The sequence below is a fragment of the Streptomyces sp. CA-142005 genome, assembly GCF_050942335.1.
In the GTDB taxonomy this organism is placed as follows: Bacteria; Actinomycetota; Actinomycetes; order Streptomycetales; family Streptomycetaceae; genus Streptomyces.
On sequence record NZ_CP192078.1, the window covers coordinates 7,574,894 to 7,596,716 of the forward strand.

Annotated in this window: 26 protein-coding genes; 13 read left to right on the top strand and 13 right to left on the bottom strand. The window is 72.0% G+C overall.

Annotated elements, in window-relative coordinates; all coding sequences use genetic code 11:
• Positions 1-100 precede the first annotated feature (100 nt).
• The 9 genes from ACQPXS_RS35210 to ACQPXS_RS35250 all read left to right on the top strand — a co-directional run bounded on the left by ACQPXS_RS35210 (position 101) and on the right by ACQPXS_RS35250 (position 7,540).
• Positions 101-349, top strand: coding sequence for a hypothetical protein (locus ACQPXS_RS35210; protein WP_351806382.1), 249 nt, complete (start codon positions 101-103; stop codon positions 347-349).
• Positions 346-714 (top strand): helix-turn-helix domain-containing protein, encoded by a 369-nt coding sequence (locus tag ACQPXS_RS35215; protein ID WP_351806380.1) that lies wholly within the window; start codon positions 346-348, stop codon positions 712-714. The genes ACQPXS_RS35210 and ACQPXS_RS35215 overlap by 4 nt, the downstream gene beginning before the upstream one ends.
• Before the next feature lie 127 nt (positions 715-841).
• Complete coding sequence (uraD, locus tag ACQPXS_RS35220) at positions 842-1,354, top strand: 2-oxo-4-hydroxy-4-carboxy-5-ureidoimidazoline decarboxylase (protein ID WP_433453474.1); 513 nt, start codon at positions 842-844, stop codon at positions 1,352-1,354.
• Between the two features lie 4 nt (positions 1,355-1,358).
• Positions 1,359-1,754: a hydroxyisourate hydrolase gene (uraH, locus tag ACQPXS_RS35225; RefSeq protein WP_356308686.1), complete on the top strand. Its 396-nt coding sequence runs from the start codon at positions 1,359-1,361 to the stop codon at positions 1,752-1,754.
• Between the two features lie 5 nt (positions 1,755-1,759).
• Positions 1,760-2,683, top strand: a complete 924-nt coding sequence (gene pucL, locus ACQPXS_RS35230) for a factor-independent urate hydroxylase (protein WP_433453476.1) — start codon at positions 1,760-1,762, stop codon at positions 2,681-2,683.
• A 64-nt stretch (positions 2,684-2,747) separates the two neighbouring features.
• Positions 2,748-2,948: a hypothetical protein gene (locus ACQPXS_RS35235; RefSeq protein WP_433456277.1), complete on the top strand. Its 201-nt coding sequence runs from the start codon at positions 2,748-2,750 to the stop codon at positions 2,946-2,948.
• Positions 2,949-2,964: 16 nt separating this feature from the next.
• Positions 2,965-4,350: an 8-oxoguanine deaminase gene (locus tag ACQPXS_RS35240; RefSeq protein ID WP_433453478.1), complete on the top strand. Its 1,386-nt coding sequence runs from the start codon at positions 2,965-2,967 to the stop codon at positions 4,348-4,350.
• 1,121 nt (positions 4,351-5,471) lie between these two features.
• On the top strand, positions 5,472-6,839 hold the full coding sequence (locus ACQPXS_RS35245) for a nucleobase:cation symporter-2 family protein (RefSeq protein ID WP_433453479.1): 1,368 nt from the start codon (positions 5,472-5,474) through the stop codon (positions 6,837-6,839).
• A 62-nt stretch (positions 6,840-6,901) separates the two neighbouring features.
• Positions 6,902-7,540 (top strand): TMEM175 family protein, encoded by a 639-nt coding sequence (locus tag ACQPXS_RS35250; RefSeq protein ID WP_433453480.1) that lies wholly within the window; start codon positions 6,902-6,904, stop codon positions 7,538-7,540.
• Here the strand turns inward: ACQPXS_RS35250 and ACQPXS_RS35255 are convergent.
• Positions 7,476-8,108, bottom strand: a complete 633-nt coding sequence (locus ACQPXS_RS35255; RefSeq protein ID WP_433453482.1) for a 3'-5' exoribonuclease domain-containing protein — start codon at positions 8,106-8,108, stop codon at positions 7,476-7,478. The two genes, ACQPXS_RS35250 and ACQPXS_RS35255, sit on opposite strands and share 65 nt — an antisense overlap.
• Positions 8,109-8,188: 80 nt before the next feature.
• Positions 8,189-9,004 carry a helix-turn-helix domain-containing protein gene (locus ACQPXS_RS35260; RefSeq protein WP_433453484.1) on the bottom strand — a complete coding sequence of 272 codons (816 nt, stop codon included), beginning with the start codon at positions 9,002-9,004 and terminating at the stop codon, positions 8,189-8,191.
• A 96-nt stretch (positions 9,005-9,100) separates the two neighbouring features.
• Between ACQPXS_RS35260 and ACQPXS_RS35265 the strand changes: the two genes are divergently transcribed.
• On the top strand, positions 9,101-9,955 hold the full coding sequence (locus tag ACQPXS_RS35265; protein WP_433453486.1) for an NAD(P)H-binding protein: 855 nt from the start codon (positions 9,101-9,103) through the stop codon (positions 9,953-9,955).
• 13 nt (positions 9,956-9,968) lie between these two features.
• Here ACQPXS_RS35265 and ACQPXS_RS35270 read toward each other — a convergent pair whose 3' ends face one another.
• A complete protein-coding gene (locus ACQPXS_RS35270; RefSeq protein WP_433453488.1) occupies positions 9,969-11,408 on the bottom strand; it encodes an MFS transporter in 1,440 nt (479 codons plus the stop codon).
• A gap of 92 nt (positions 11,409-11,500) precedes the next feature.
• On the opposite strand from ACQPXS_RS35270, the gene ACQPXS_RS35275 reads away from it, so the two are divergent.
• Entirely contained in the window at positions 11,501-11,902 is a 402-nt protein-coding gene (locus tag ACQPXS_RS35275; protein ID WP_356308662.1) for a winged helix-turn-helix transcriptional regulator, read from the top strand.
• 11 nt (positions 11,903-11,913) lie between these two features.
• Here the strand turns inward: ACQPXS_RS35275 and ACQPXS_RS35280 are convergent, their stop codons facing one another.
• The 7 genes from ACQPXS_RS35280 to ACQPXS_RS35310 all read right to left on the bottom strand — a co-directional run bounded on the left by ACQPXS_RS35280 (position 11,914) and on the right by ACQPXS_RS35310 (position 17,153).
• Positions 11,914-12,336: an acyl-CoA thioesterase gene (locus ACQPXS_RS35280; protein ID WP_351806356.1), complete on the bottom strand. Its 423-nt coding sequence runs from the start codon at positions 12,334-12,336 to the stop codon at positions 11,914-11,916.
• Positions 12,337-12,388: 52 nt separating this feature from the next.
• Positions 12,389-13,027: a hypothetical protein gene (locus ACQPXS_RS35285; protein WP_433453490.1), complete on the bottom strand. Its 639-nt coding sequence runs from the start codon at positions 13,025-13,027 to the stop codon at positions 12,389-12,391.
• Between the two features lie 139 nt (positions 13,028-13,166).
• Positions 13,167-13,766 carry a histidine phosphatase family protein gene (locus ACQPXS_RS35290; protein WP_351806352.1) on the bottom strand — a complete coding sequence of 200 codons (600 nt, stop codon included), beginning with the start codon at positions 13,764-13,766 and terminating at the stop codon, positions 13,167-13,169.
• 42 nt (positions 13,767-13,808) lie between these two features.
• Complete coding sequence (locus ACQPXS_RS35295) at positions 13,809-14,969, bottom strand: serine hydrolase domain-containing protein (RefSeq protein ID WP_433453492.1); 1,161 nt, start codon at positions 14,967-14,969, stop codon at positions 13,809-13,811.
• 85 nt (positions 14,970-15,054) lie between these two features.
• The gene (locus ACQPXS_RS35300) at positions 15,055-16,011 is read right to left on the bottom strand and encodes a trypsin-like serine peptidase (RefSeq protein WP_433453494.1); all 957 of its coding nucleotides are present in this window, start codon (positions 16,009-16,011) and stop codon (positions 15,055-15,057) included.
• 105 nt (positions 16,012-16,116) lie between these two features.
• Entirely contained in the window at positions 16,117-16,323 is a 207-nt protein-coding gene (locus ACQPXS_RS35305; RefSeq protein WP_433453496.1) for a DUF397 domain-containing protein, read from the bottom strand.
• Positions 16,320-17,153, bottom strand: coding sequence for a helix-turn-helix domain-containing protein (locus ACQPXS_RS35310; RefSeq protein WP_433453498.1), 834 nt, complete (start codon positions 17,151-17,153; stop codon positions 16,320-16,322). Before ACQPXS_RS35310 ends, ACQPXS_RS35305 begins: the two co-directional genes overlap by 4 nt.
• Positions 17,154-17,308: 155 nt before the next feature.
• Here ACQPXS_RS35310 and ACQPXS_RS35315 point away from each other — a divergent pair, with 155 nt between their 5' ends.
• Positions 17,309-17,785: an ATP-binding protein gene (locus tag ACQPXS_RS35315; RefSeq protein WP_433453499.1), complete on the top strand. Its 477-nt coding sequence runs from the start codon at positions 17,309-17,311 to the stop codon at positions 17,783-17,785.
• Positions 17,786-17,788: 3 nt separating this feature from the next.
• On the opposite strand, the gene ACQPXS_RS35320 is transcribed toward ACQPXS_RS35315, so the two are convergent.
• The gene (locus ACQPXS_RS35320) at positions 17,789-18,997 is read right to left on the bottom strand and encodes a pyridoxal phosphate-dependent aminotransferase (RefSeq protein WP_433453501.1); all 1,209 of its coding nucleotides are present in this window, start codon (positions 18,995-18,997) and stop codon (positions 17,789-17,791) included.
• 81 nt (positions 18,998-19,078) lie between these two features.
• Between ACQPXS_RS35320 and ACQPXS_RS35325 the strand changes: the two genes are divergently transcribed.
• Complete coding sequence (locus ACQPXS_RS35325; RefSeq protein ID WP_433453502.1) at positions 19,079-19,705, top strand: winged helix-turn-helix transcriptional regulator; 627 nt, start codon at positions 19,079-19,081, stop codon at positions 19,703-19,705.
• A 52-nt stretch (positions 19,706-19,757) separates the two neighbouring features.
• Here the strand turns inward: ACQPXS_RS35325 and ACQPXS_RS35330 are convergent, their stop codons facing one another.
• Both ACQPXS_RS35330 and ACQPXS_RS35335 read right to left on the bottom strand, forming a co-directional pair.
• Positions 19,758-20,558, bottom strand: coding sequence for a hypothetical protein (locus ACQPXS_RS35330; RefSeq protein WP_433453503.1), 801 nt, complete (start codon positions 20,556-20,558; stop codon positions 19,758-19,760).
• Positions 20,558-21,820, bottom strand: coding sequence for a VWA domain-containing protein (locus ACQPXS_RS35335; protein ID WP_433453505.1), 1,263 nt, complete (start codon positions 21,818-21,820; stop codon positions 20,558-20,560). Before ACQPXS_RS35335 ends, ACQPXS_RS35330 begins: the two co-directional genes overlap by 1 nt.
• Between the last annotated feature and the right edge of the window lie 3 nt (positions 21,821-21,823).

The window sequence follows — 21,823 nt, forward strand, 5'->3', positions numbered from 1 at the left end:
GCACGGAGCGGAAGGAGTGGGGAGGAGTGGGAGGAACGGGGGAGAGCAGAGGACCCGGAAGGACTGCCGGAGGATCGACGCCGCGCGCTAGGTTGAGCCCGTGCGATTGAGAGTGGAGTTCACGACCGAGCCCTTCGACCTGGACGAGGCGCCCGCGCACGCGCTGGCGGCCCGCGAGGTGATCGAGGCGGCGGAGCTGGACGCGGTGGACGTCGGTCCCTTCGGCAACACCGCGGAGGGCGGCGCCGACGCGGTGCTGACCGCCGTGGAGGCGCTGCTGCGCAAGTCCCTGGAAGCCGGCGCCACCCGGATCTCGCTGCAGGTCAACGTGATCGGAGCGGGCGAATGACCGGCACCGGTGACGAGCCCTTCATCGCGGCCGTGAAACCGCTGGTCGACGCCATGGGCGGGGAGATGATCCCGCCCGACGAGGCCGGCCCCGAGGACGTCGTCCTCGCCTGGGAGGGCGCCGACGTCGTCGCCGTGCGCCTGCCCCAGCTCGCCGACTCCCTCGACCACATCCTGGCCGCCATGGAGCGCAGGCAGGGCCGGCCGCTGGCCGACCTGGACCGCAAGGCGAAACAGGAGGTCGTACGGGTACTGGAGGCACGCGGCGCCTTCGCCGTGCGGCACGGCGTGGAAACCGTGGCGAGCGCCCTCGGGGTCAGCCGCTTCACCGTCTACAACTACCTCAACCGGGAGAAGGGTGTCTGAGCCGGCGCCACGGGATCCGTAGCGTTGCCGCCGAATTTTCAACAAAGTGTTGACGCGGTGTTTCGGAGGGCGTTAGCTGTTCGCAGCCCGTTCAGCACGAAGGCCGGATCCGGCCACGGAGGCTCCCGTGACTTCGACTTCCACGCCCCCGGGCCTGGCCCGGTTCAACGACCTGGAGGAGCGCGCGGCCCTCGCCGCCCTCCACGAGGCGTGCGCCTCCACCGAGTGGGCCCGGCGACTGCTCGCCGCCCGCCCCTACGCCACCCCCGACGCACTGTACGCCGCCAGCGACGCCGCCATGGCCGAGCTCGGCACCGCGGACCTGGAGGAGGCGATGGCCGGGCACCCGCCGATCGGGCGCCCCAGGCCCGGGGACCCGACCTCCGCCCGCGAACAGCGCGGCATGGCCGGCGCGTCCGAGGACCTCAAGGCCGAGATGCTCGAACTCAACCTGGCCTACCAGCAGAAGTTCGGCCATGTGTTCCTGATCTGCGCCACCGGCCGCACCGGCGAGCAGATGCGCGACGCGGTCAAGGAGCGGATCGGCAACGCGCCGGAGCAGGAGCGGGAGATCGTCCGCACCGAGCTGGGCAAGATCAACCGCATCCGACTGGCCCGACTCGTCGAAGAGGACGCCTGACACCATGAGCACCAGCACCACCGCCTCCGTGTCCACCCACATCCTGGACACCTCGGTCGGCCGCCCCGCCGAGGGCGTCGCCGTCCAGCTCGCCGCCCGCGCCGGCCGGGACGCGCACTGGCAGGCACTCGGCGGCTCCGCGACCGACGCCGACGGCCGGTGCAAGGACCTGCCGGCCCTGCCTGAGGGGACCACACACGTACGGCTCGACTTCGCGGTGGAGCCGTATTTCGAGAAGAAGCAAGCCGATGCGCAGCAGGACGCCCCCGCGAATCGGGACAGCGGACCGGCCGTGTTCTTCCCGGAGGTGGCGATCACGTTCGCCGTCGTGCCGGGCGAGCACTACCACGTACCGCTGCTGCTCAACCCGTTCGGCTACTCCGTTTACCGAGGGAGCTAGCAGAAATGCCCACGATCCTGGGACAGAACCAGTACGGCAAGGCCGAGAACCGAGTCGTAAAGATCACGCGGGACGGCGCCACCCACCACATCAAGGACCTCAACGTCTCCGTCGCCCTGAGCGGCGACATGGACGAGGTCCACTACTCCGGCTCCAACGCCAACGTCCTGCCGACCGACACCACCAAGAACACGGTGTTCGCGTTCGCCAAGGAGTACGGAATCGAGTCCGCCGAGCAGTTCGGCATCCACCTCGCCCGCCACTTCGTCACCTCGCAGGAGCCGATCCACCGCGCCCGGATCCGCATCGAGGAGTACGCCTGGGAGCGGATCGAGACCTCCGACGCCAACTCCAGGTTCATCGGCGCGGACGAGGTCAAGCACTCGTTCGTGAAGAAGGGCCAGGAGACCCGGCTCACCCAGGTCACCTACGACGGTGAGAAGTGGGAGGTCGTCTCCGGTCTGAAGGACCTGACGGTGATGAACTCCACCAACTCGGAGTTCTGGGGCTACGTCAAGGACAAGTACACCACCCTCAAGGAGGCGTACGACCGGATCCTGGCGACCTCCGTCTCCGGCCGCTGGCGGTTCAACTGGACCGACGACGAGCAGAAGATGCCCAACTGGGAGAAGTCCTACGAGCAGGTGAAGAAGCACATGCTCCAGGCCTTCGCCGAGACCTACTCCCTCTCCCTGCAGCAGACGCTGTACCAGATGGGGTCGCGCATCATCAACAACCGCAGCGAGATCGACGAGGTCCGCTTCTCGCTGCCGAACAAGCACCACTTCCTGGTCGACCTGGAGCCCTTCGGGCTCAAGAACGACAACGAGGTCTACTTCGCCGCCGACCGGCCCTACGGCCTGATCGAGGCGACCATCCTCCGGGACGGCTGCGAGCCGAGGATCCCGGTCGACATGACCAACCTCTGACACGGGACGCGTGTCCCCGGACCCGCCCACCGCGCCGGGGACACGCCACACCGGAGGGAGCACCATGGCACAGCCCGCGAAGGGGCCGGCCCACGCCACGCTCGTCTCAGGCCTCAGCGCGGGTTCGCTCGCCGCCGTCCTGCCCGACCTGTTCTTCCACCACCTCGGCACCCGGAGCGGGCAGCCCGCCCCGGCACTCAAATCCTCCCAGGGTCCTGCCGTGCCCTCCTTCGTGGACACGTCCCCGTCCACGGACCGCCACTGAAAGACAAGGAAGCGCCATGGCACCATCGGCAGCCCAGCGCATCGTCATCGAGAACTGTGCGATCGCGACCGTGGACGCGGGCGACACCGAGTACGTCTCCGGACACCTGGTCCTCGCCGGCAACCGCATCGAGTCGGTCGGCGCGGGCCAGGCACCCCAGGGCCTCGACGACGTGGTGCGCCGGATCGACGGACGCGGCCACCTGGCCACGCCCGGCCTGGTCAACACGCACCACCACTTCTACCAGTGGATCACCCGCGGCCTCGCCACCGACCACAACCTCTTCAACTGGCTCGTCGCGCTCTACCCGACCTGGGCGCGCATCGACGAGCAGATGACGTACGCGGCCGCGCAGGGTTCCCTCGCCATGATGGCCCGCGGCGGCGTCACCACCGCCATGGACCACCACTACGTCTTCCCGCACGGCTCCGGTGACCTGTCCGGGTCGATCATCCGGGCCGCCGCCGAGATGGGCGTCCGGTTCACGCTGGCCCGCGGCTCGATGGACCGCAGCGTGAAGGACGGCGGCCTGCCGCCGGACTTCGCCGTGGAGACGCTGGAGGGCGCGCTCGCGGCGACCGAGGAGACCGTCAAGCAGCACCACGACGCCTCCTTCGACGCCATGACCCAGGTGGCCGTGGCCCCCTGCTCCCCGTTCTCGGTGTCGACCGAACTCCTCAGGCAGGGAGCGGAGCTGGCCCGCCGGCTGGGCGTGCGGCTGCACACCCACGGCTCGGAGACCGTGGAGGAGGAGAAGTTCTGCCACGAGCTGTTCGGCATGGGCCCGACCGACTACTTCGAGTCCACGGGCTGGCTCGGTGACGACGTGTGGATGGCGCACTGCGTCCACATGAACGACTCCGACATCGCCGCATTCGCCCGGACCAGGACCGGTGTCGCCCACTGCCCGTCCTCCAACGCCCGCCTCGCGGCCGGCATCGCCCGCGTCCCCGACATGCTGGCCGCCGGCGTCCCGGTCGGCCTCGGCGTCGACGGCACCGCCTCCAACGAGTCCGGCGAACTCCACACCGAGCTGCGCAACGCCCTGCTGATCAACCGGCTCGGCGCACACCGCGAGGCCGCGCTGAACGCCCGTCAGGCGCTCAGGCTCGGCACCTACGGGGGCGCGCAGGTCCTCGGCAGGGCCGACCAGATCGGTTCGCTGGAGCCCGGCAAGCTGGCCGACGTCGTGCTGTGGAAGATGGACACCCTCGCCCACGCCTCGATCGCCGACCCGGTGACCGCGCTGGTCTTCGGTGCGGCGGCGCCGGTCACCGCGTCCTTCGTCAACGGCAGGCAGATCGTGGAGAACGGCCGTCTGCTGACGGTGGACGAGGACGCCATCGCCCGCTCCACCCGCGAGGAGGCCCAGCGCCTCGCCCGGATCAGCGCCCAGTCCTGATCACCACGCACCACCGATGGGCCGGCCCCGCCAAACCCCGGCCCACCGGACCTTCGACGAACCCACCCGCAGCGGGCCACACCGAACCCCTCGGCGGCCCCGGCACCCCGCCGACAAACCTGGCGGTCGCCCCGTATGGACGATCCGCCTATGGCCTCGGCGAGCGGCCTCGCGGTCGGTTTGTCGCCAGCCCCGGGGGTGGCCCCATAAGGGCCTGTCGCCGGAGCACCCGGCGGGTCGGACCCTGGGGCCGTCCTGCCGGACAACACGGCGGTCGCCTGTCGTGGGTGGCCCGCCGGAAGATGTGGCGGTCGCCGGGTACGGGCGGTCCGCCTAAGGCCTGGGCGAGCGGCCTCGCGGTCGGTTTGTCGCCAGCCTCGGCGGTGCCTCACAAGGGCCTGTCGCCGACAGCACCGGGTGGGTCGGATCCTGCGGCCGTCCTGCCGGACAACACGGCGGTCGCCTGTCGTGGGTGGCCCGCCAGAAAACTTGGCGGTCGCCTGCCGCGGGTGGCCCGTCAGCAGACTCGGCGGTCGCCCCGTATGGACGACTCCGCCTAAGGCCTCGGCAAGCGGCCTCGCGGTTGGTTTGCCGGCAGCCCCGGCGGTGGCCCCACAAGGGCCCGTGCCGACAGCACCTGGCGGGTCGGGCCCTGCGGTCGGCCTGCCGGACAACACGGCGGTCGCCTGTCGTGGGTGGCCCGCCAGAAAACTTGGCGGTCGCCTTTCTTGGGTGGCCCGTCAGAAGGCCTGGCGGTCGTCCCATACGGGCGCTCGCCACAGGTTTCGGCAGGTTGGGCCATGAGGCCGGTCTGCCGGAGGACTTGGCAGGTTGCCCTGTACGGGCAGCGTGCCGGAAGCGCGGTGGTCGGCTCCTGTGGCCGGCTCGCCGGAACGCTCCGGTCGGGAGGGACGGCTCCCGGCCGGGGTCCGTGGACCCGAGCGGGGTCCACGGCAGCCGTCTCCGGGGCGCGTGTGGACACACGCGCCCCGGGACGGTCACCGCTCGAACCGCTCAAGCGCCACCCCGTCCCGGTCCCGCACGACCACACGCACCACCTCCAAGAAACCCACGTCGACCCCGCGTCGACGGCGACGTGTTACCCGACCGGAGGAGCCGCCGTGGCCGCCCACCCTGTTGACGAGAAACTCCCCGCCCTCAAAATGGCGACCAGCGGCCTGCAACATGTGGCCGCCATGTACGCGGGAGTCGTCGCCCCACCCCTGATCGTCGGCGCGGCCGTAGGCCTGTCCGGCAAAGACCTCACCTTCCTCACCGGAGCCTGTCTGTTCACCGCCGGGCTCGCCACCTTCCTGCAGACCCTCGGCTTCTGGAAGGTCGGCGCCCGCCTGCCCTTCGTCAACGGCGTGACCTTCGCCGGCGTCGCCCCCATGACGGCGATCGTGGCGTCCGCGAAGGACAAGTCCGACGCCCTGCCGATGATCTTCGGCGCGGTCATCGTCGCCGGTCTGCTCGGCTTCGTCGCCGCGCCCTTCTTCAGCAAGGCCGTCCGCTTCTTCCCGCCCGTCGTCACCGGCTCGGTCATCACGCTGATCGGCGTCTCCCTGCTCCCGGTCGCGTTCAACTGGGCCCAGGGGCCGAACCCCGCGGCGCACGACTACGGCTCGACGACCAACCTCACCCTGGCCGGCATCACCCTGCTCATCGTGCTGCTGCTGCGCCGCTTCACCCGCGGCTTCGTCAAGCAGATCGCGGTCCTGCTCGGCCTGATCATCGGCACGCTCATCGCGATACCCTTCGGCGTCACCGACTTCAGCCCCGTCGCACACTCCGCCGTCGTGGGCTTCCCGACCCCGTTCCACTTCGGCACCCCGACCTTCCACATCGCGGCGATCCTCTCGATGTGCGTGGTGATGGTCGTCTCCATGACGGAGTCCACCGCCGACATGCTCGCGCTCGGGGAGATCGTCGAACGCCCCGCCGACGAGCGGACCATCGCGGCCGGTCTGCGCGCCGACACCCTCGGCTCCGCCCTCAGCCCGCTGTTCAACGGCTTCATGTGCAGCGCCTTCGCCCAGAACATCGGCCTCGTCGCGATGACCAGGATCCGCAGCCGGTTCGTCGTGGCCGTCGGCGGCGGCTTCCTCGTCCTGATGGGCCTGTGCCCGATGGCCGCCTCCCTCATCGCGGTCGTGCCCCGCCCCGTCCTCGGTGGCGCCGGCATCGTCCTGTTCGGCTCGGTCGCCGCGAGCGGCATCCAGACCCTGGTCCGGGCCGGCCTGGAGAAGGACAACAACGTCCTGATCGTCGCCGTCGCCCTCGCGGTCGGCATCGTCCCGATCACCGCGCCGGACTTCTACCACGCCTTCCCCGAGACCGCGAGGATCGTCCTGGACTCCGGCATCTCCACCGGCTGTGTCACGGCCGTCGTCCTCAACCTCCTCTTCAACCACCTAGGCAAGGGCCAGGAGGCCGAGGACGTCACGCACCCGATGGAGGCGGGAGAGGAACTCACCCCCGCCCACTGAACTCCCGTGCGGGGCACGGCGATCGCCGTGCCCCGCACGGGTGTGTGCGGCAGTCTTGGGCCATGAACGAGTCCGGCCGGGTCGAGGCCTTCAGCGACGGCGTGTTCGCCATCGCCATCACCCTGCTCATCCTGGAGATCAAGGTCCCCAAGGCGGGGAACCACGGCGGCCTGTGGCACGCCCTGGGCGCGCAGTGGCCCTCGTACGCCGCCTATGTGGTCAGCTTTCTGGTCATCGGCATCATGTGGGTCAACCACCATCAGGTGTTCAGCTACGTCGCCCGGGTCGACCGCACGCTGATGTTCCTCAACCTTCTGCTGCTGATGGTGGTGGCCGCGGTGCCGTGGCCGACGGCCATGCTCGCGGAGTATCTGCGCGAGGACGCTGCCTCACACGCGGCGGCCGCCGTGTACAGCCTGGTCATGGTCGCCATGGCTCTCGCCTTCCAGGCCCTGTGGTGGCACCTCACCCGCACCGGCCACCTCTTCGACGCGCGCGTGGACACCACGGCGGCCCGGTCGACCCGGGCCCGGTTCGCCCTCGGCTCCCTCGGCTACCCGCTCACGGTGGGCCTGGCCTTCGTCTCGGCCCCGCTCACGCTGGCCGCGCACGGCCTGCTCGCCCTCTACTACGGCTTCAACCAGATCGCGGTACCGACGCGCCCGGACCCGGACCCGGACCCGGACCCGGCCACGCCATGAGGTTCGCCAGCAGCTCCGCCTGCTCGATCGCGTCGTCCAGGGCGTGGTGGGTGTGCCGGCGCCGGGACAGCAGTTCCCGCGGCATCGTGCCCTTGGCCACCGCCCGCAGCGGCAGCCCGGCCTTGGTGGCGTACAGCGTCTTCATGTCCAGGCAGCCGGAGTGCCCGAAGGGACTCTCGCCGGTGAACCGGATCAGGTACCAGTACAGGAACGTCCAGTCGTACGACGCCGGATACCCGCACATCACCGGCTGCGCGCCCGCGCTCACCTCCCCCACCCAGGCGCTGAACTCGGCGAGCGCGACGGCCGGTTCGGCGCCGTGAGCGGTCAACCGGTCCCGGTCCAGGCCGCTCACCGCCAGCGCCTCGGGGACGAATTCGCTGGAGATGGGGCGCAGTTCGCGGTAGAAGGTCCGCTCTTCCGGGTCCGCCGGGGTGAAGCCGTCGGCGTCCTGGGTGCCGGCCACGGCCGCGCCGATGCTCAGCATGGAGTACGGCCCCGGGATCGGCCCGTCGGCCTCGATGTCGACGGAGATGCAGCGGCTGGGCTTGACGCGTCGTGCGGACATGGTCCCGCAGCATGGCAGCCACGGCCGCCGCCGCGCATCCCGTTTCCGGCGCGCGACGGCATACGGGCGGCCGCGCGGATTCAGCCGCGCTGTCCGACCTGGCAGGGCGTGACCGCGGGCAGCCGGCCGGTGACGTACGACCTGGGCGGCACCCCCATCAGGGCACGGAAGTCGGACGTCATGTGCGACTGGTCGAAGTAGCCGGTGGCGGCGGCCAGTTCGGACCAGCGGGCACTCCCGGCCCGGGTGACGACCGTACGGACGCGGTCGATACGGGCGTAGTGCTTGGGGGAGACCCCGACGCCCTCGGCGAACAGGTTCCGCAACTGACGCTCGCTGACGGCCAGTTCCCGGGCGACCTCCCGGACCTGCGCGGGCGCCCGGTCCAGCCGTACGGACAAGGCCGCCACGCCCGCCCGCAGCAGTGCCGTACGGTCCGGATCCACGGCGTCGGACAGCAGTCCGGGCAGCACCTCGGTGAGGTGCGGCAGCGCATCCCGGGGCTCCAGCCGGCGCATCTCGCGCGCCAGCCGGCGCCCCGCCCCGCCCGGCAGCTCGTCCAGCCTCGCGACCCGGCCGACCAGCCCGGCGGCCGGAACACCCAGCAGGGGCCGGGCCGTACCCGGTGCGAGGCGCAGCTCGACACAGGAGATGCGGCTCTTCCCCTCGTGGTAGGAGGCCCGCACCCGCGGCCCGACGGCCAGCACGTCACGCCGCCCGTCCGCCGTCACCCGCAGCACCACCTTGGTCACCGCGTCGGGCAGATGGACGAACGCCTCCTCGGGCGGCTCGGCGAAGGACACGGTCCGCACCCCGGCGAGCCAGGGGCGCAGCACCTCGGGCGTGCTGCGGACCTGCCAGGCGGCGGTGTCGGGCGCGGCGGTGGAGTTCGGCACCCCTCCACGGTAAGCGCCCGGGACCGCCGTCCGGGCCGGCCGGCCGTGCCGGAATTTCCAAGAGACCGGCGCCGCCTGCGGACCACCGTGGACCCCATGATTCTGGTGACGGGTGCCACGGGCACCATCGGGAGTGACGTCGTACGACAGCTGGCCGCGCGCGGTGAGAAGGTGCGCGCCCTGACCCGCGACCCGGCGAAGGCGCGGGTCCCCGCCGGGGTGGAGGTGGTGCGCGGGGACTTCCACGAGCCGGCGTCCCTCGGGGCGGCGCTGGAGGGTGTGACGGCCGCCTTCCTGCTGCGTCCGCCCGGCCCCGACGAGGGCCGGGACGCGGCGCTGGTCGCGGCGGCCGGCGCGGCGGGCGTACGACGGCTGGTCAAGCTCTCCGCCATCGGCACCGGCGACCCGGCGGTCGGCCCCTCCGGGCTCTGGCACCTGGACGGCGAGCGTGCCGTGCGCGACAGCGGCGCCGAGTGGACGGTGCTGCGGCCGTCGTCGTTCGCCTCCAACACGCTGAGCTGGGCGGAGCCGCTGCGGGCGGGGGAGCCGGTGCCCAACATGACCGGGGACGGGGCGTCCGGCGTGATCGATCCGCGCGATGTGGCGGCGGTCGCCGTCCGCGCGCTCGTCGACGCCGGGCACGCGGGGCGGACGTACACCCTGACCGGGCCCGAGGCCATCACCGTCCCCGGCCAGACCGCCGTGCTCGCCGACGTCCTGGGCCGTCCGGTCCCGGTCCGGAACCTGTCGCCGGACCAGACCCGCGAATTCCTGCGCACCGCCTGGGGCTTCGACGAGGAGCGGGCGGACGGCATCCTGGCCGGCGTCGCGTTCGTCCGCGACGGAGGCAACGCGGTGGTCACCGAGGACGTGCCCGAGGTGCTGGGCCGCCCCGCCCGCAGCTTCCGGGAGTGGGCCGAGGACCACAAGGAGGCCTTCGGCGCGGACTGAGGCGCGCCCGGTGTCAGCGGCCCCGCGGCCGCAGCACCGCTCCCGCCAGGACCAGCGCGGCCACCGCGATCCCGGTCGCCACCCGGAACGCCAGCCGGTAGCCCTCCGCCGTGGCCGGGATCAGCTCCGTGCCCCGGTCGAGCAGACCGCCGGTGCGGCTCGCCGCCAGCGTGCTCAGCACCGCCAGGCCCAGTGAACCGCCCACCACCTGCGTGGTGTTGAACAGCCCGGACGCCAGACCCGCGTCCTCCTCCCGCGCCCCGGCCATCGCGAGCCCGGTCAGCGCCGGCATCGCCGCGGCGAACCCGGCGGAGAGCAGCAGCAGCGGCGGCAGCACGTCAACGGCGTAGGAGGCGCCGACCGGTGCGCGGCTCAGCAGGGCCATGCCGGCGACGATCAGCGCCAGGCCGGCCAGCAGCACCCGGTACGCGCCGTACCGGGCGACCGTGCGCGCGGACAGGCCCAGCATCAGCAGACCGATCGCGACCGGCGCCGGAAGGAACGCGGTGCCGGTCGCCAACTCGCCGTACCCCAGCACCCTCTGCAGATACAGCGCGCCGATGAACTGGAAGCCGTACATCGTGGCGATCATCAGCATCTGCACGGCGTTGGCGCCGGTCAGCAGCCGGGAGCGGAACAGGCGGGGCCGCAGCAGCGGGCGGGCCGCCCGCACCTGGCGCAGGGTGAACGCCGCGAACAGCACGAGCGCGAGGACCGCGAGCAGCGCGGTGCCGGCCGGGGTACGGCCACCGGCGCCGACGATGACGTACACCGTGAGCATCAGCCCGGCCGTGACCAGCGCGGCTCCCGGATAGTCGGCGCCCCTGCCGAGCCCGGCGCCGCGCTCCGGCGCGAGCACCCGCGCCGCCGCCAGCCAGGCGAGCACCCCGATGGGGAGGTTGATCAGGAAGATCCAGTGCCAGTTCAGGGCTTGCGTCAGCGCGCCGCCCAGGAAGGTGCCGAGCGCCCCGCCCGCCGCGCCGACCGCGCTGAACGCCGCGATGGCGCGGGCCTGTTCCCGTGGCTCCGGGAAGAGCGCGACCAGCATGCCGAGGACCACCGCCGAGGCCATCGCCCCGCCGGCGCCCTGCAGCGCCCGCGCCGCGATCAGCAGCCCCTGACCCGTGGCCACCCCGGCCAGCACCGAGGCCGCGGTGAAGACGGCCAGCCCGGTGGTGAACATCCGCTTGCGGCCCACCAGGTCGCCGAGCCGGCCCATCAGCAGCAGCAGTCCGCCGAAGGCGATCAGATACGCGTTCACGACCCAGGCGAGCCCCGGACCGCTGAAGCCGAGGTCGCTCTGGATGGCGGGCATGGCCACCGTGACGATGTTGCCGTCGAGGATCGTCATCAGCGTGCCGGTGCACAGCACGGCGAGAGACGTCCAGCGGGAGTACGGTCGTGGGGACGTCACCGGCGTGGGTGACGGGCTGTTCTCGATGACGGCCGACATGGCTACCCCGTTCCTCAAGCTCGCCTTGGTGCACGACTTGTAACGGGGAACATCGTGAGTGACCATGGAGGCCGGCGTAAGGAGGCAGTCCGATGTCCCGAAGGAACACCGGTGTTACCGTCCAGGCAGTGAACGCGCAGGCCTGCCCGGTCCGCGAAGTTCTTGACAGGGTGGCCGGGAAGTGGAGCGTGCAGATCCTCGTCGCCGCCTCGCACGGGCCCATCCGGTTCACCGAACTGGAGCGCGGCATCGAGGGCATCAGCCGCCGGATGCTCACCCTCACCCTGCGCAACCTGGAACGCGACGGCCTGGTGACCCGCACGGTGCATCCGACCGTGCCGCCCAAGGTGGAGTACGAACTCACGCCGGTCGCCCACGAGTTGAACGACACCCTGCAGCGGCTGACCGACTGGGCCGAGCGGAACCGGACGTACATCGCCGGGGCCCGGGCGGCCTACGACGCCGAGCACCGGCCCGAGCTGCTCGACGCCTAGGCCCGCGGGGCCTACAGGCCGAACAGGGCGAGGTCCGTCGTCAGTTCCTTGAACACCTCCCGCGGGTCGGCGACCAGCTTGCGCTCCTTGAGGTCCAGCAGGCCGCCCACCGCGCTGACCTCGGCCGCCAGGGTGCCGTCGGTCTTGCGTATCTCCTGCGCGATCCGGAAGGTCTTGCCGCCGCCCCACTCGAACGCACAGGTGACGTCGACCTCGTCACCGGCGAGCAGTTCGCGCCGGAAACGGAGCGTCGTCTCCAGCGCCACCGGGCCCACGCCCCGGCCCACCAGCCGGGCCTGGCTGATGCCGGCCGCCTGGAGCAGCGACCAGCGGGCGTGCTCCGCGTAGTTGAGGTACACGGACTGGTTGAGGTGTCCCTGGGTGTCGGTCTCGTAGCCGCGGACGGTCACACGGACGGAAAACGGTTCGGCCACTGCTTGCCCTTCTCGCATGCGAATATCCGGTCGCTCGATCTTGGCACGACGCTCACACCCGGCGCGGCGAGGCCAGCAGATAGCGCTCTCTCGTGCGCGGTTCGGTGTACTCGCCGGGCTGCCAGCCCGCGCGCTCCAGCGTGGCCGCGCAGGCCGCCAGGCTGTCCGGGTCCGCCGCGTACACGGCGACCGCCTCCGGCTGGGGGGTCGCCCGCACCCGGTAGCCGTCCGCGCTCCCGCTCGCCGGACGGTGCCCGGCCGCCTCCAGGGCCAGCGCCGCCGCCCGCACCAGATGCGTGCGCTCCCAGCCGCACGGCCGGTCCACCGCGCCGTCGGGGTTGGTCATCCGGCGCAGCTCCAGCAGCCCCTGCCAGGCACTGTGCACCTCACGCAGCCGCGCCGGAGTTTCCGCGGGCGGCTCCTCCTCGCCGCCGACCCGCGCCGCGAACACCCCCGGGCGCGGCGCGGGTTCCGCCGGCTTCGCCTCGGGCACCGCCTCCGGGGGCTCCGCCTCCCGTATGCGATGCCCCGCCGGGGTCAGGAAGTGCTCGTGCGGCGGCCGCGGGTGCCGGAAGGCCAGTCCCCGCTTCACCAGCGCCGCCAGCTGCGCCTCCGTACCGCGCAGCCGCCCGGTCACCGGATCGGCGGCCTCGATCACCCGCCGCTGCGCGGCGGTCGGCGGTCGGCTCACGGCGCGCTCCTTCCGGTCCCCTGCCCCCTCCGGGCCCGCCCGTCGGACGGCCCATTCGCAGAGTACGACCCGGGTCTGACAACGCGGCCGCCGCCCGTGTCCAGGCCCCGAGCCCGTGTCCAGGCCCCGAGCCCGGGGCCTACTCCGGTGGCCGGATGTTCCACCCCGCCACCACCGGCCGCTCGTGCTCCGTGCCCAGCCGGCACAGGGTCCCCGTCGCCAGCTGGAACAGGGCCCCGTGCCGGGGCGGGAGGCCGAGGCGGCGGGCGGTGAGGACGCGGAGGAAGTGGCCGTGGGCGATCAGCACGACGGCGCCGTCGGTGTCGGCGAGGGCGGCGTCGACCTTGCCCAGCATCCGGTCGGCGCGCTCGCCGACCTGCTCCGGGGTCTCGCCCGGATGCTCCGGCGGCCCCGGCGCGACCCCGTCGGTGAACAGGAACCAGCCCGGCCGGCTGCGCTGGATCTCCACGGTGGTGACGCCCTCGTACCCGCCGTAGTCCCATTCGTGCAGGTCGGCGTCGACCCGGGCGTCCGGGATGCCGATGAGCTCGGCGGTCTCCCGGGCCCGCTGCAGGGGGCTGACGAACGCGGCCGCGATCCGGTGCGAGCGGATCAGCGGCACCAGCCGCCGCGCCTCCTCCCGTCCGTGCTCGGTGAGGGGTACGTCGGTCCAGCCGGTGTGCCGTCCGGACCGCGACCACTCGGTCTCACCGTGCCGGACGAGAAAGAGGTCACCCACGTCAGCGCCTTCCCGCCTTCCCGCTCGCCTGTCAGCACCGTGTCACAGGGTGGCGGCCGCCCGCAGGACGGACTCGGCCAGACGGCCGTTCTCCAGGGCGGCCCCCACCCCGGTGGGGAAGGCGAACCGGCGCCGGGTGTAGGCGTACGCGATGCCGTTCGCCGGGTCGGCGAAGCCCAGCGAGCCGGTCGCGCCGCTGTGCCCGAAGGTGCCCGCGCCGAGGAACGGGTAGAGCGCCCGGGTGTACTCGAAGCCGCGCGCGAAGTGGTTCTCGCTGCCGGTGACCAGGTCCGGCCCGCCCGGGGTGCGCAGCGCGCCGAACAGGGCCGCGGTCGCGGGCGTGAGCAGCGGCGGCCGGCCGTCCACGGTGCTGATGGCGGCCGCGAACATCCCGGCGACCCCGCGCGCGTTGCCCACCCCGCCCGAGGACGCCGGCCCGAGCGCCTTCACCCGGGGGTGATTGCCGAAGGCCACCAGGTCGGTCGGCTCCGGCCCGTGCGCGTTGAAGGCGATGCCCCGGATGCTGTCCGGTGCCGCCGCCCGCTCCTTCAGCAGCGCGGCCTCCTCCGGGGTCGGCACCAGCGGCTGCACGTCCACCCAGCGCGGCTCCGCCTCGGCCGGCAGGCCCAGGTAGTAGTCCAGCCCGTACGGCGCCCGGATCCGCTCCTCGTACAGTTCCTGGATGGACCGGCCGGTCGCCCGGCGCACCACCTCGCCGGTGAGGGCACCGATGACGAAGGCGTGGTAGCCCCAGGCGGTACCCGGCTCCCACAGCGGCCTGCGCCCCGCCAGCCGGGCCGCGGTGATCCGGTCGTCGGCCAACTCCTCGACGGTGAAAGGCTGTTCGGCGTCGCTGACGAGTCCGGCCCGGTGCTCCAGCAGCTCGCCCAGCGTCAGCCGGTCCTTGCCGTGGACACCGAACTCGGGCCAGTACACGGCGACTTCGCGGCCCAGGTCGAGCACCCCGTCCTGCACCAGCAGGGCGACGACGAGGTGCGCGGCGCCCTTGGCGATGGAGTACAGGGTCGTCAGCGTCTCCCCGTCGATGCCGTCGCCGCCCCACAGGTCCACCACGCGCCGCCCGTGGCGGTACACCACGAGCTGCGCGCCCGGATCGTCCCGCTCCTCGGCGAGCACCGCCGCGAACTCCTCGCGTACGCCCTCGAATCCCTCCGCGACCGTTCCGTGCACGTCGATCGGCATGCGTCGTTCCCCCTGTCCGCTGATGGCCAACGGAGATCCTCAACGGACGGACGCCGCGGGGCATTCCCCGTCCCCGAACCGCCGGTCAGCGCACGCCCGGTGTGCGTCGCGGCGGCGCATCCGAGGACGGGTCCCGGTTCGCCACCGCGTCGGCGAGGAGGTGCGCGGCGTCGTCGCCGAACGCCGGGGCGTAGCTGATGTAGTCGACGTTCGCGTCGTTGCCGCCGCCGTTGTAGCCGCCGAGGTCGCCGATGACGTGGCCGGTGCGCGCGTCGTCCTTGTAGTCGGTGATCCACGGGCTGCCGGACACGCCGCCGTAGTAGCCGCCGCAGGTCATCGACATCTGCCGGTAGCCGGGGAGCTGCCTGGTGGGCACGGTGCACTTGACGGCGCGGCCGGCGCTGTTGTGCCGGTAGGAGGGGTAGCCGACGACGGTCACGTTCCTGTGCGTGTAGCCGTTCGCGCGGGTGAAGGTCAGACCGCCGCCGACCGCGTCCTGGAGGCTCCGGCCGCGCTGGTCGGCCGAGACCCGGGCGAACGCGGTGTCCAGGTCCGACGCGCGCTTCTTGGTGGTCGTGGACCCCCTGTCGGGGACGTACCGGGGGTCGATGAAGATCCGCTGGACGTGGAAGATGCCGTACGGCTGCCGGTCGGGCCCGGCCCCCTTCACGAACTTGGGGACGAAGACGTAGTCGCCCTTCATGTTCAGCGCGCAGTGGGCCGCCGTGAGGACGATGTCGCGCGCCGGGGTGTCGATCACGCTGCCGGTGCAGTGCCAGGTGGTGCCGCCGGGCCCGTCCGACCCGAAGAAGGTCCCGATCAGCCGGCTCCCGCCGAACATCGTGCCCTGCGGCCGGCCGGCCGCAGCGACCGGCCGCCCCGGCCCGCCCGGCGCCACCCGCGCCGCGTCCAGCGGCCGGGCGTCCGCCATGCGCTGCGCGGTCCAGAACCGCGCGGCCTGCCGGGCCTCCCGCCCGGCGGCCGGATCCGACGGCGAGGGCGCCGCCCCGCACACCATGGCCACGGCCACGGCCACGGCCACGGCCGTCCAACGAATTCGGTACGCCGACAACACTGTTCCCCCCTGATCACGCGGGGGTGATCTTCGCACAGACGTCGGCGGACGGGCCAGGCGACCGGGGCGTTGTCAGCGTCCGGCGGCGTACGAGACGAAGGAGGCCCACTGCCGTGGGCCGACGGTGAGTTGGGGGCCGTGGTGGTGCTTGGAGTCCCGTATGTGGATGGTCCGGGGGGTGGCGGCGACCTCGACGCAGGCGGGACCGTCGTCGGTGCTGTAGCTGCTCTTGAACCACTTCAGTTCGGAGCCGTGTCCGGCCGAGGGCTTCGCGCTCATGTTTCTCCCAGGACTTTCTCGACGAAGGCCAGTGACTCCCGCGGGGGAAGGGCCTGGGCCCGGATGACCCCGTAGCGCAACTCGAGGATCTGGATCTCCTTGGCCTCCGAGATCAGCCGGCTGAAGCGCTGAACCTCGCTGTGCCCCACCGTGGTGCCCTCCTTGAGTCGCAGCAGGTGAAAGGGCCCGCCGAGACCGGCGTTGTCCTCGCGATCAAGAGGCAGCACCTGGATCTCCACGTTCCGCATCCGCCCGACCTCCAACAGCCGTTCGAGCTGTCGGCGCATGACCATTCTGCCCCCGACCCACCTCCGCAGGATCGCCTCATCATGTACGAAGCTGAAGGCGGGGATCATCTGCTTACCGTCGATGATCCGCTGTCGTGCCAGCCGCGCGGCGACGCGCTGTTCCACCTCGTCCTCGGTGAACGCCGGCCGCCGCGAGCCGAACACAGCCCTGAGATACTCCTCCGTCTGCAGGAGCCCGTTGACCACGGAGTTGTCGTAGGCGCAGATCTCGACCGCCTCCGCCTCCAACTTCGCCAGATCCCGTACCTTCTTCGGATACCGGGCCTCCTCCACGTCCTTCTTCAGCCCGGCGATCACCCCGTGGGCGTCGAGCACCTGATCCGCCGCGTCGAGGAACTGCCCCTTCGGTGCCCGCCGCCCCCGCTCCACCGAGGACACCTGCTCCTCGCTGTACCCGATGGCCGTTCCCAACTCGGCCTGGGTGAGCCCCTTCCGCTCGCGGTACATCTTGATGACCTTGCCGACGGTCCGCAGGACGGCCGCCGACTCCTCGTCCTCGGCGTGCCCCGTCGCCTCCACCACCCCGACACCTCCACATGCCGCCCGTGCCCAACTCCTCACCGGCCCGCCGCGTCACGCGTCGCCGCCCGGACAACCCCGGACAGCCACCGGACAGTGACGCTGCGTACCGCCGTGATCGCTGTTCAGCGTAGAGACAGGCGGCCACGCTGAGTGACATGAACGCCGATATTGCCCACTCGACCGCGTCCCACGCCGAGGCGGCGGAACCCGCCGCGGCCGCCCGCCACTTCACCGTCCGGCTCTCGGCCACACCGAGAGGCGCTTGTCTCGCCCGCCGTCTGACGGCCGGGCAACTGGACGCCTGGGGCTGGCCGTACGGCGCGGAGGCGAACGAGACCGCGGTGCTCCTCGTGGCCGAACTCGCCGCGAACGCCGTGCGCCACGGGCGGGTGAGGGGACGCGACTTCCGCCTGAAGCTCAGCCTCTTCCCCGACGGCCCGGCACTCCGCATCGAGGTCACGGATTCCCGCATCGACCGTCACCCGCCCACTCCGGGCACACTCCCGCCGGCCTCTTTCGAGGCGGAGTCCGGCCGGGGGCTCCTGCTCGTCGAGGCCCTGGCCGGTCACTGGGGAACGACGTGCGGGAACCCCTATACCAAGACCGTCTGGTGCGAGGTGGCGATGGGGTGACGACTACTGCCGGTACCCGCCGAGGAACCGCCCGATGCGGCCGATCGCCGCCTCCAGGTCCTCCGCGTGCGGCAGGGTGAGGATGCGGAAGTGGTCGGGGGAGGGCCAGTTGAAGCCGGTGCCCTGGACCACTTGGATCTTCTCGCGCAGGAGCAGGTCGAGGACGAACTTCTCGTCGTCGTGGATCTTGTGCACCGCGGGGTCGATGCGCGGGAACGCGTAGAGCGCGCCCTTGGGCTTCACGCAGGACACGCCGGGGATCTCGTTCAGCTTCTCCCAGGCCATGTTGCGCTGCTCGTACAACCGGCCGCCGGGCAGGGTCAGTTCGCGGATGGACTGGCGGCCGCCCAGCGCGGCCTGGATGGCGTACTGGGCGGGCGCGTTGGCGCACAGACGCATGGAGGCCAGCATGGTCAGGCCCTCCAGATAGTCCTTCGCGTGCTGCCTGGGGCCCGTCACCACCAGCCAGCCGGAGCGGAAGCCCGCCACCCGGTACGTCTTCGACAGGCCGCAGAAGGTGAGGACGACCAGGTCGGGGGCGAGGGCGGCGGCCGAGTGGTGGACCGCGTCGTCGTACAGGATCTGGTCGTAGATCTCGTCCGCGAACACCATCAGGCCGTGCCGGCGGGCGAGGTCGAGGATGCCCTCGACGACCTCCTTCGGGTACACCGCGCCCGTCGGGTTGTTGGGGTTGATGATGACCACGGCCTTCGTGCGGTCCGTGATCTTCGACGCCATGTCGGCCAGGTCCGGGTTCCAGTCGGCCTGTTCGTCGCACAGGTAGTGCACCGCCTTGCCCCCGGCGAGGGTGGTCACGGCGGTCCAGAGCGGAAAGTCCGGTGCGGGGATGAGGATTTCGTCGCCGTCCTCGACCAGGGCCTGTACGGCCATGGAGACCAGCTCCGAGACGCCGTTGCCGAGGAACACGTCGTCGACCCCGACCTCCAGTCCCAGGGTCTGATAGCGCTGGGCGACCGCGCGGCGGGCGGAGAGGATGCCGCGGGAGTCGGTGTAGCCGTGCGCCTGCGGCAGCATCCGGATCATGTCCTGGAGGATCTCCTCCGGCGCCTCGAAGCCGAAGGCCGCGGGGTTGCCGGTGTTCAGGCGCAGCACGCTGTGCCCCGCCTCCTCCAGCGCGTTGGCGTGCTCGATCACCGGGCCGCGGATCTCGTAACAGACCTCGCTGAGCTTGTTCGACTGCCGGAACTCCATGCGCCCCTCCGGAAACTGGTGTTGCTTGGTTTTACCAAGTAGACGCTTGGAAAGTCCAACATCTTGTCTAGACTGCGTCGCATGTCACCACGCCGAAGCTACGACCAGTACTGCTCCGCAGCCCGCGCCCTCGATCTCGTCGGCGACCGCTGGACCCTGCTGATCGTCCGGGAGCTGCTGGCCGGCCCCCGCCGCTACACGGACCTGCACGCGGACCTGCCCGGCGTGAGCACGGACGTACTCGCCTCACGGCTGAAGGACATGGAACGCGACGGCCTCACCACCCGCCGGAAGCTCCCTCCGCCCGGCGCGGCCTTCGTGTACGAACTCACCGGGCGCGGACGCGCGTTGCTCCCGGTGCTCCAGGCACTCGGGCGGTGGGGCGAGCCCGAGCTGGGAGAGCGGCGGCCGACCGACGCGGTCCGCGCCCACTGGTTCGCCCTGCCGCTGCTGCGGGCACTGGAGGGCGAGGGGCTGGTCGAAGTCCGGCTGGAGGAAGGCGACTTCCATCTGCGGGTCGGCGCGGAGGAGGGCTGGGTGTACGGCGACGGCCCCGCGCCCGGCGAGGCCGACGCCTGCCTGACGATGGACGCCGCGACCTGCGAGGCCGTGGCCAGGGGCGAGACGGGCCTGGCGGACGCGGTACGGGACGGACGGGTGACGGTGACCGGCGACGGCATGCTCGCCAAGGCGCTGAAGGAGGCGTAGCAGCGGAAAAAGGAGAAGGCCCGCCGGGAGGCGGGCCTTCGAGCGCCTTGGCTCACGCGTTCGGCGGCACCCGGGACGGCCGTCCCGAACCCCGCGTCAGCGCATACCCGCCGATTCCGGCGAGGGCCGCGAGCACGCCCCCGATCGCGGTCCACACCCACCGGTCGGACCACCAGCCGGAGGACCAGCCGTCGTCGGAGCCGAAGCTGGACAGCACCGCGGTCTTGGAACCGCCCCCGTCGGCCTGCGACTTGACGGCGATGCCGGGCACCAGCGGCTTGCCCAGCGAGCCGTCCACCGCCGCCGCGCCGCCGATGTCCTTGGAGTCGGCGCGGACCTCGACACCGACCGGCTTGCCCAGGTCGGCCGAGCCGAGGTCCACGACCGTCAGCCGGATGTAGTAGGTGCCCGGCAGCGGGTCGTTGGCCCAGGGCTCCGACCAGCCGCGCACGGTCCGCAGGACACAGGCCAGTTCGACGGAGGACGCGCCCTGCCCGGCCGTACGGCTCGCCGCGCCGTACTGGCAGGCCTGCCGGCGCCGCAGTCCGTCGTACACGTCGATCTGCCAGGTCTGCGCCCCGTGCGTGGCGGGCAGCTTCACCGTCGCCTTGACGGTGGGCCGCTGCCCGGTGTCCGCGGGGAACGACCAGTACAGGTAGTCACCCGTCGAACCGGACGCCGTGGCCTGCTGCCCCTGCTCGATCTCCGTCGCCGTACGGAACGACGTGCCCGCCTGGGTGGGTGCCGTGCCGTCGGCGGAGGCACCGGGAGACGGGGAGGAGTCGGCCGCGGCCGGTCCGGCGGCCAGCCCGAGTGCCAGCAGCGCGGCACCCAGCACACGTGTGATCCGCATCAGTTCGTCCTCCAGACCGAGACCCGCCAGCGCGACAGCCAGCCCCACAGCAGACCGGCGACGAAGCCGGCCAGCACCAGGGCGCCCAGCAGCCACCAGCCGCGCCCGAGACCGAAGGAGGCCACGTCGTGGTGGTCCGACGGCCCGTCCACGACATCGACCGTCAGCTCCAGCGGCAGACCCGGCGTGGTCTTCACGCCCGCCGCCGCCGAGAAGGAGTTGGTGACCTGAAGGCACACCGTCTCCGCCGTCGCCGTGTCGTCGTCGGTCTCCGGCTTCGGGTAGCGCAGACCCGTGGAGATGACGTCCGTACGGCCGTCGCCGGCGGCCTCGCCGCGCACGATCTCCCGTCCGTGCACGGTCACCGCCCGCAGCAGCACCCCGTAGTCCGGGTTCACGGCGCGGTCGTCGGCCACGCTCACCGAGGCGCGCAGCTCCTTGCCCGGGTCGACGTCGACCTTGTACCAGCGCTGCTGCCCGAACTCCTCGCGGTCCGTGAAGAGCCCGGACTTCAGCGTCGGCGCCTGCGCGCACTGCGCGGCACCCTCCGTGGCCACCGGCGTCACCACCGGATCCGCCGCCCGGTCGACCAACTGGCCCACCCGGTCCGACAGTTCCTCCTTGTGCCGCACGTCGGTGTAGGTGCCGCCGGTGGCGTCCGCGATGCAGCTGAGCTGGTCGCGGGTCTTGGCGTCCGGCACCAGGCCGAGCGTGTCGATGGTCAGGCCGATGCCCTTGGCGGCTATCTCGCGGGCCACCTGGCACGGGTCGAGCGGCTGGCAGGTGTCCTCGCCGTCGCTGATCAGGACGATACGGCGGGTGCCGGTACCGCCGTTCAGGTCGTCCGCCGCCTTCAGCAGCGCGGGGCCGATCGGCGTCCAGCCGGTGGGCTGCAGCGTGGCCACCGCCGTCTTCGCGTCGGTCCGGTTCAGCGGGCCGACCGGGTAGAGCTGCGCGGTGTCCTTGCAGCCCTCCTTGCGGTCGTCGCCCCGGTAGTTGGCACCCAGCGTGCGGATGCCGAGCCGGACCTCCTGCGGGGTCGCGTCCAGCACCTCGTTGAACGCCTGCTTCGCCGCGGCCATCCGCGAGCCGCCGTCGATGTCCCGCGCCCGCATCGAACCGCTGACGTCCAGCACCAGTTCGACCTTGGGAGCGGCCTGTTCCGTCTCATCGGCGACGGCCCCGCCGGGGAACGCGATCCCGGCCGCCAGGGCGGCGAGCAGAGCACAGACGCCCGCCGCCAGCCGTTGTCTTGTGATCATCGC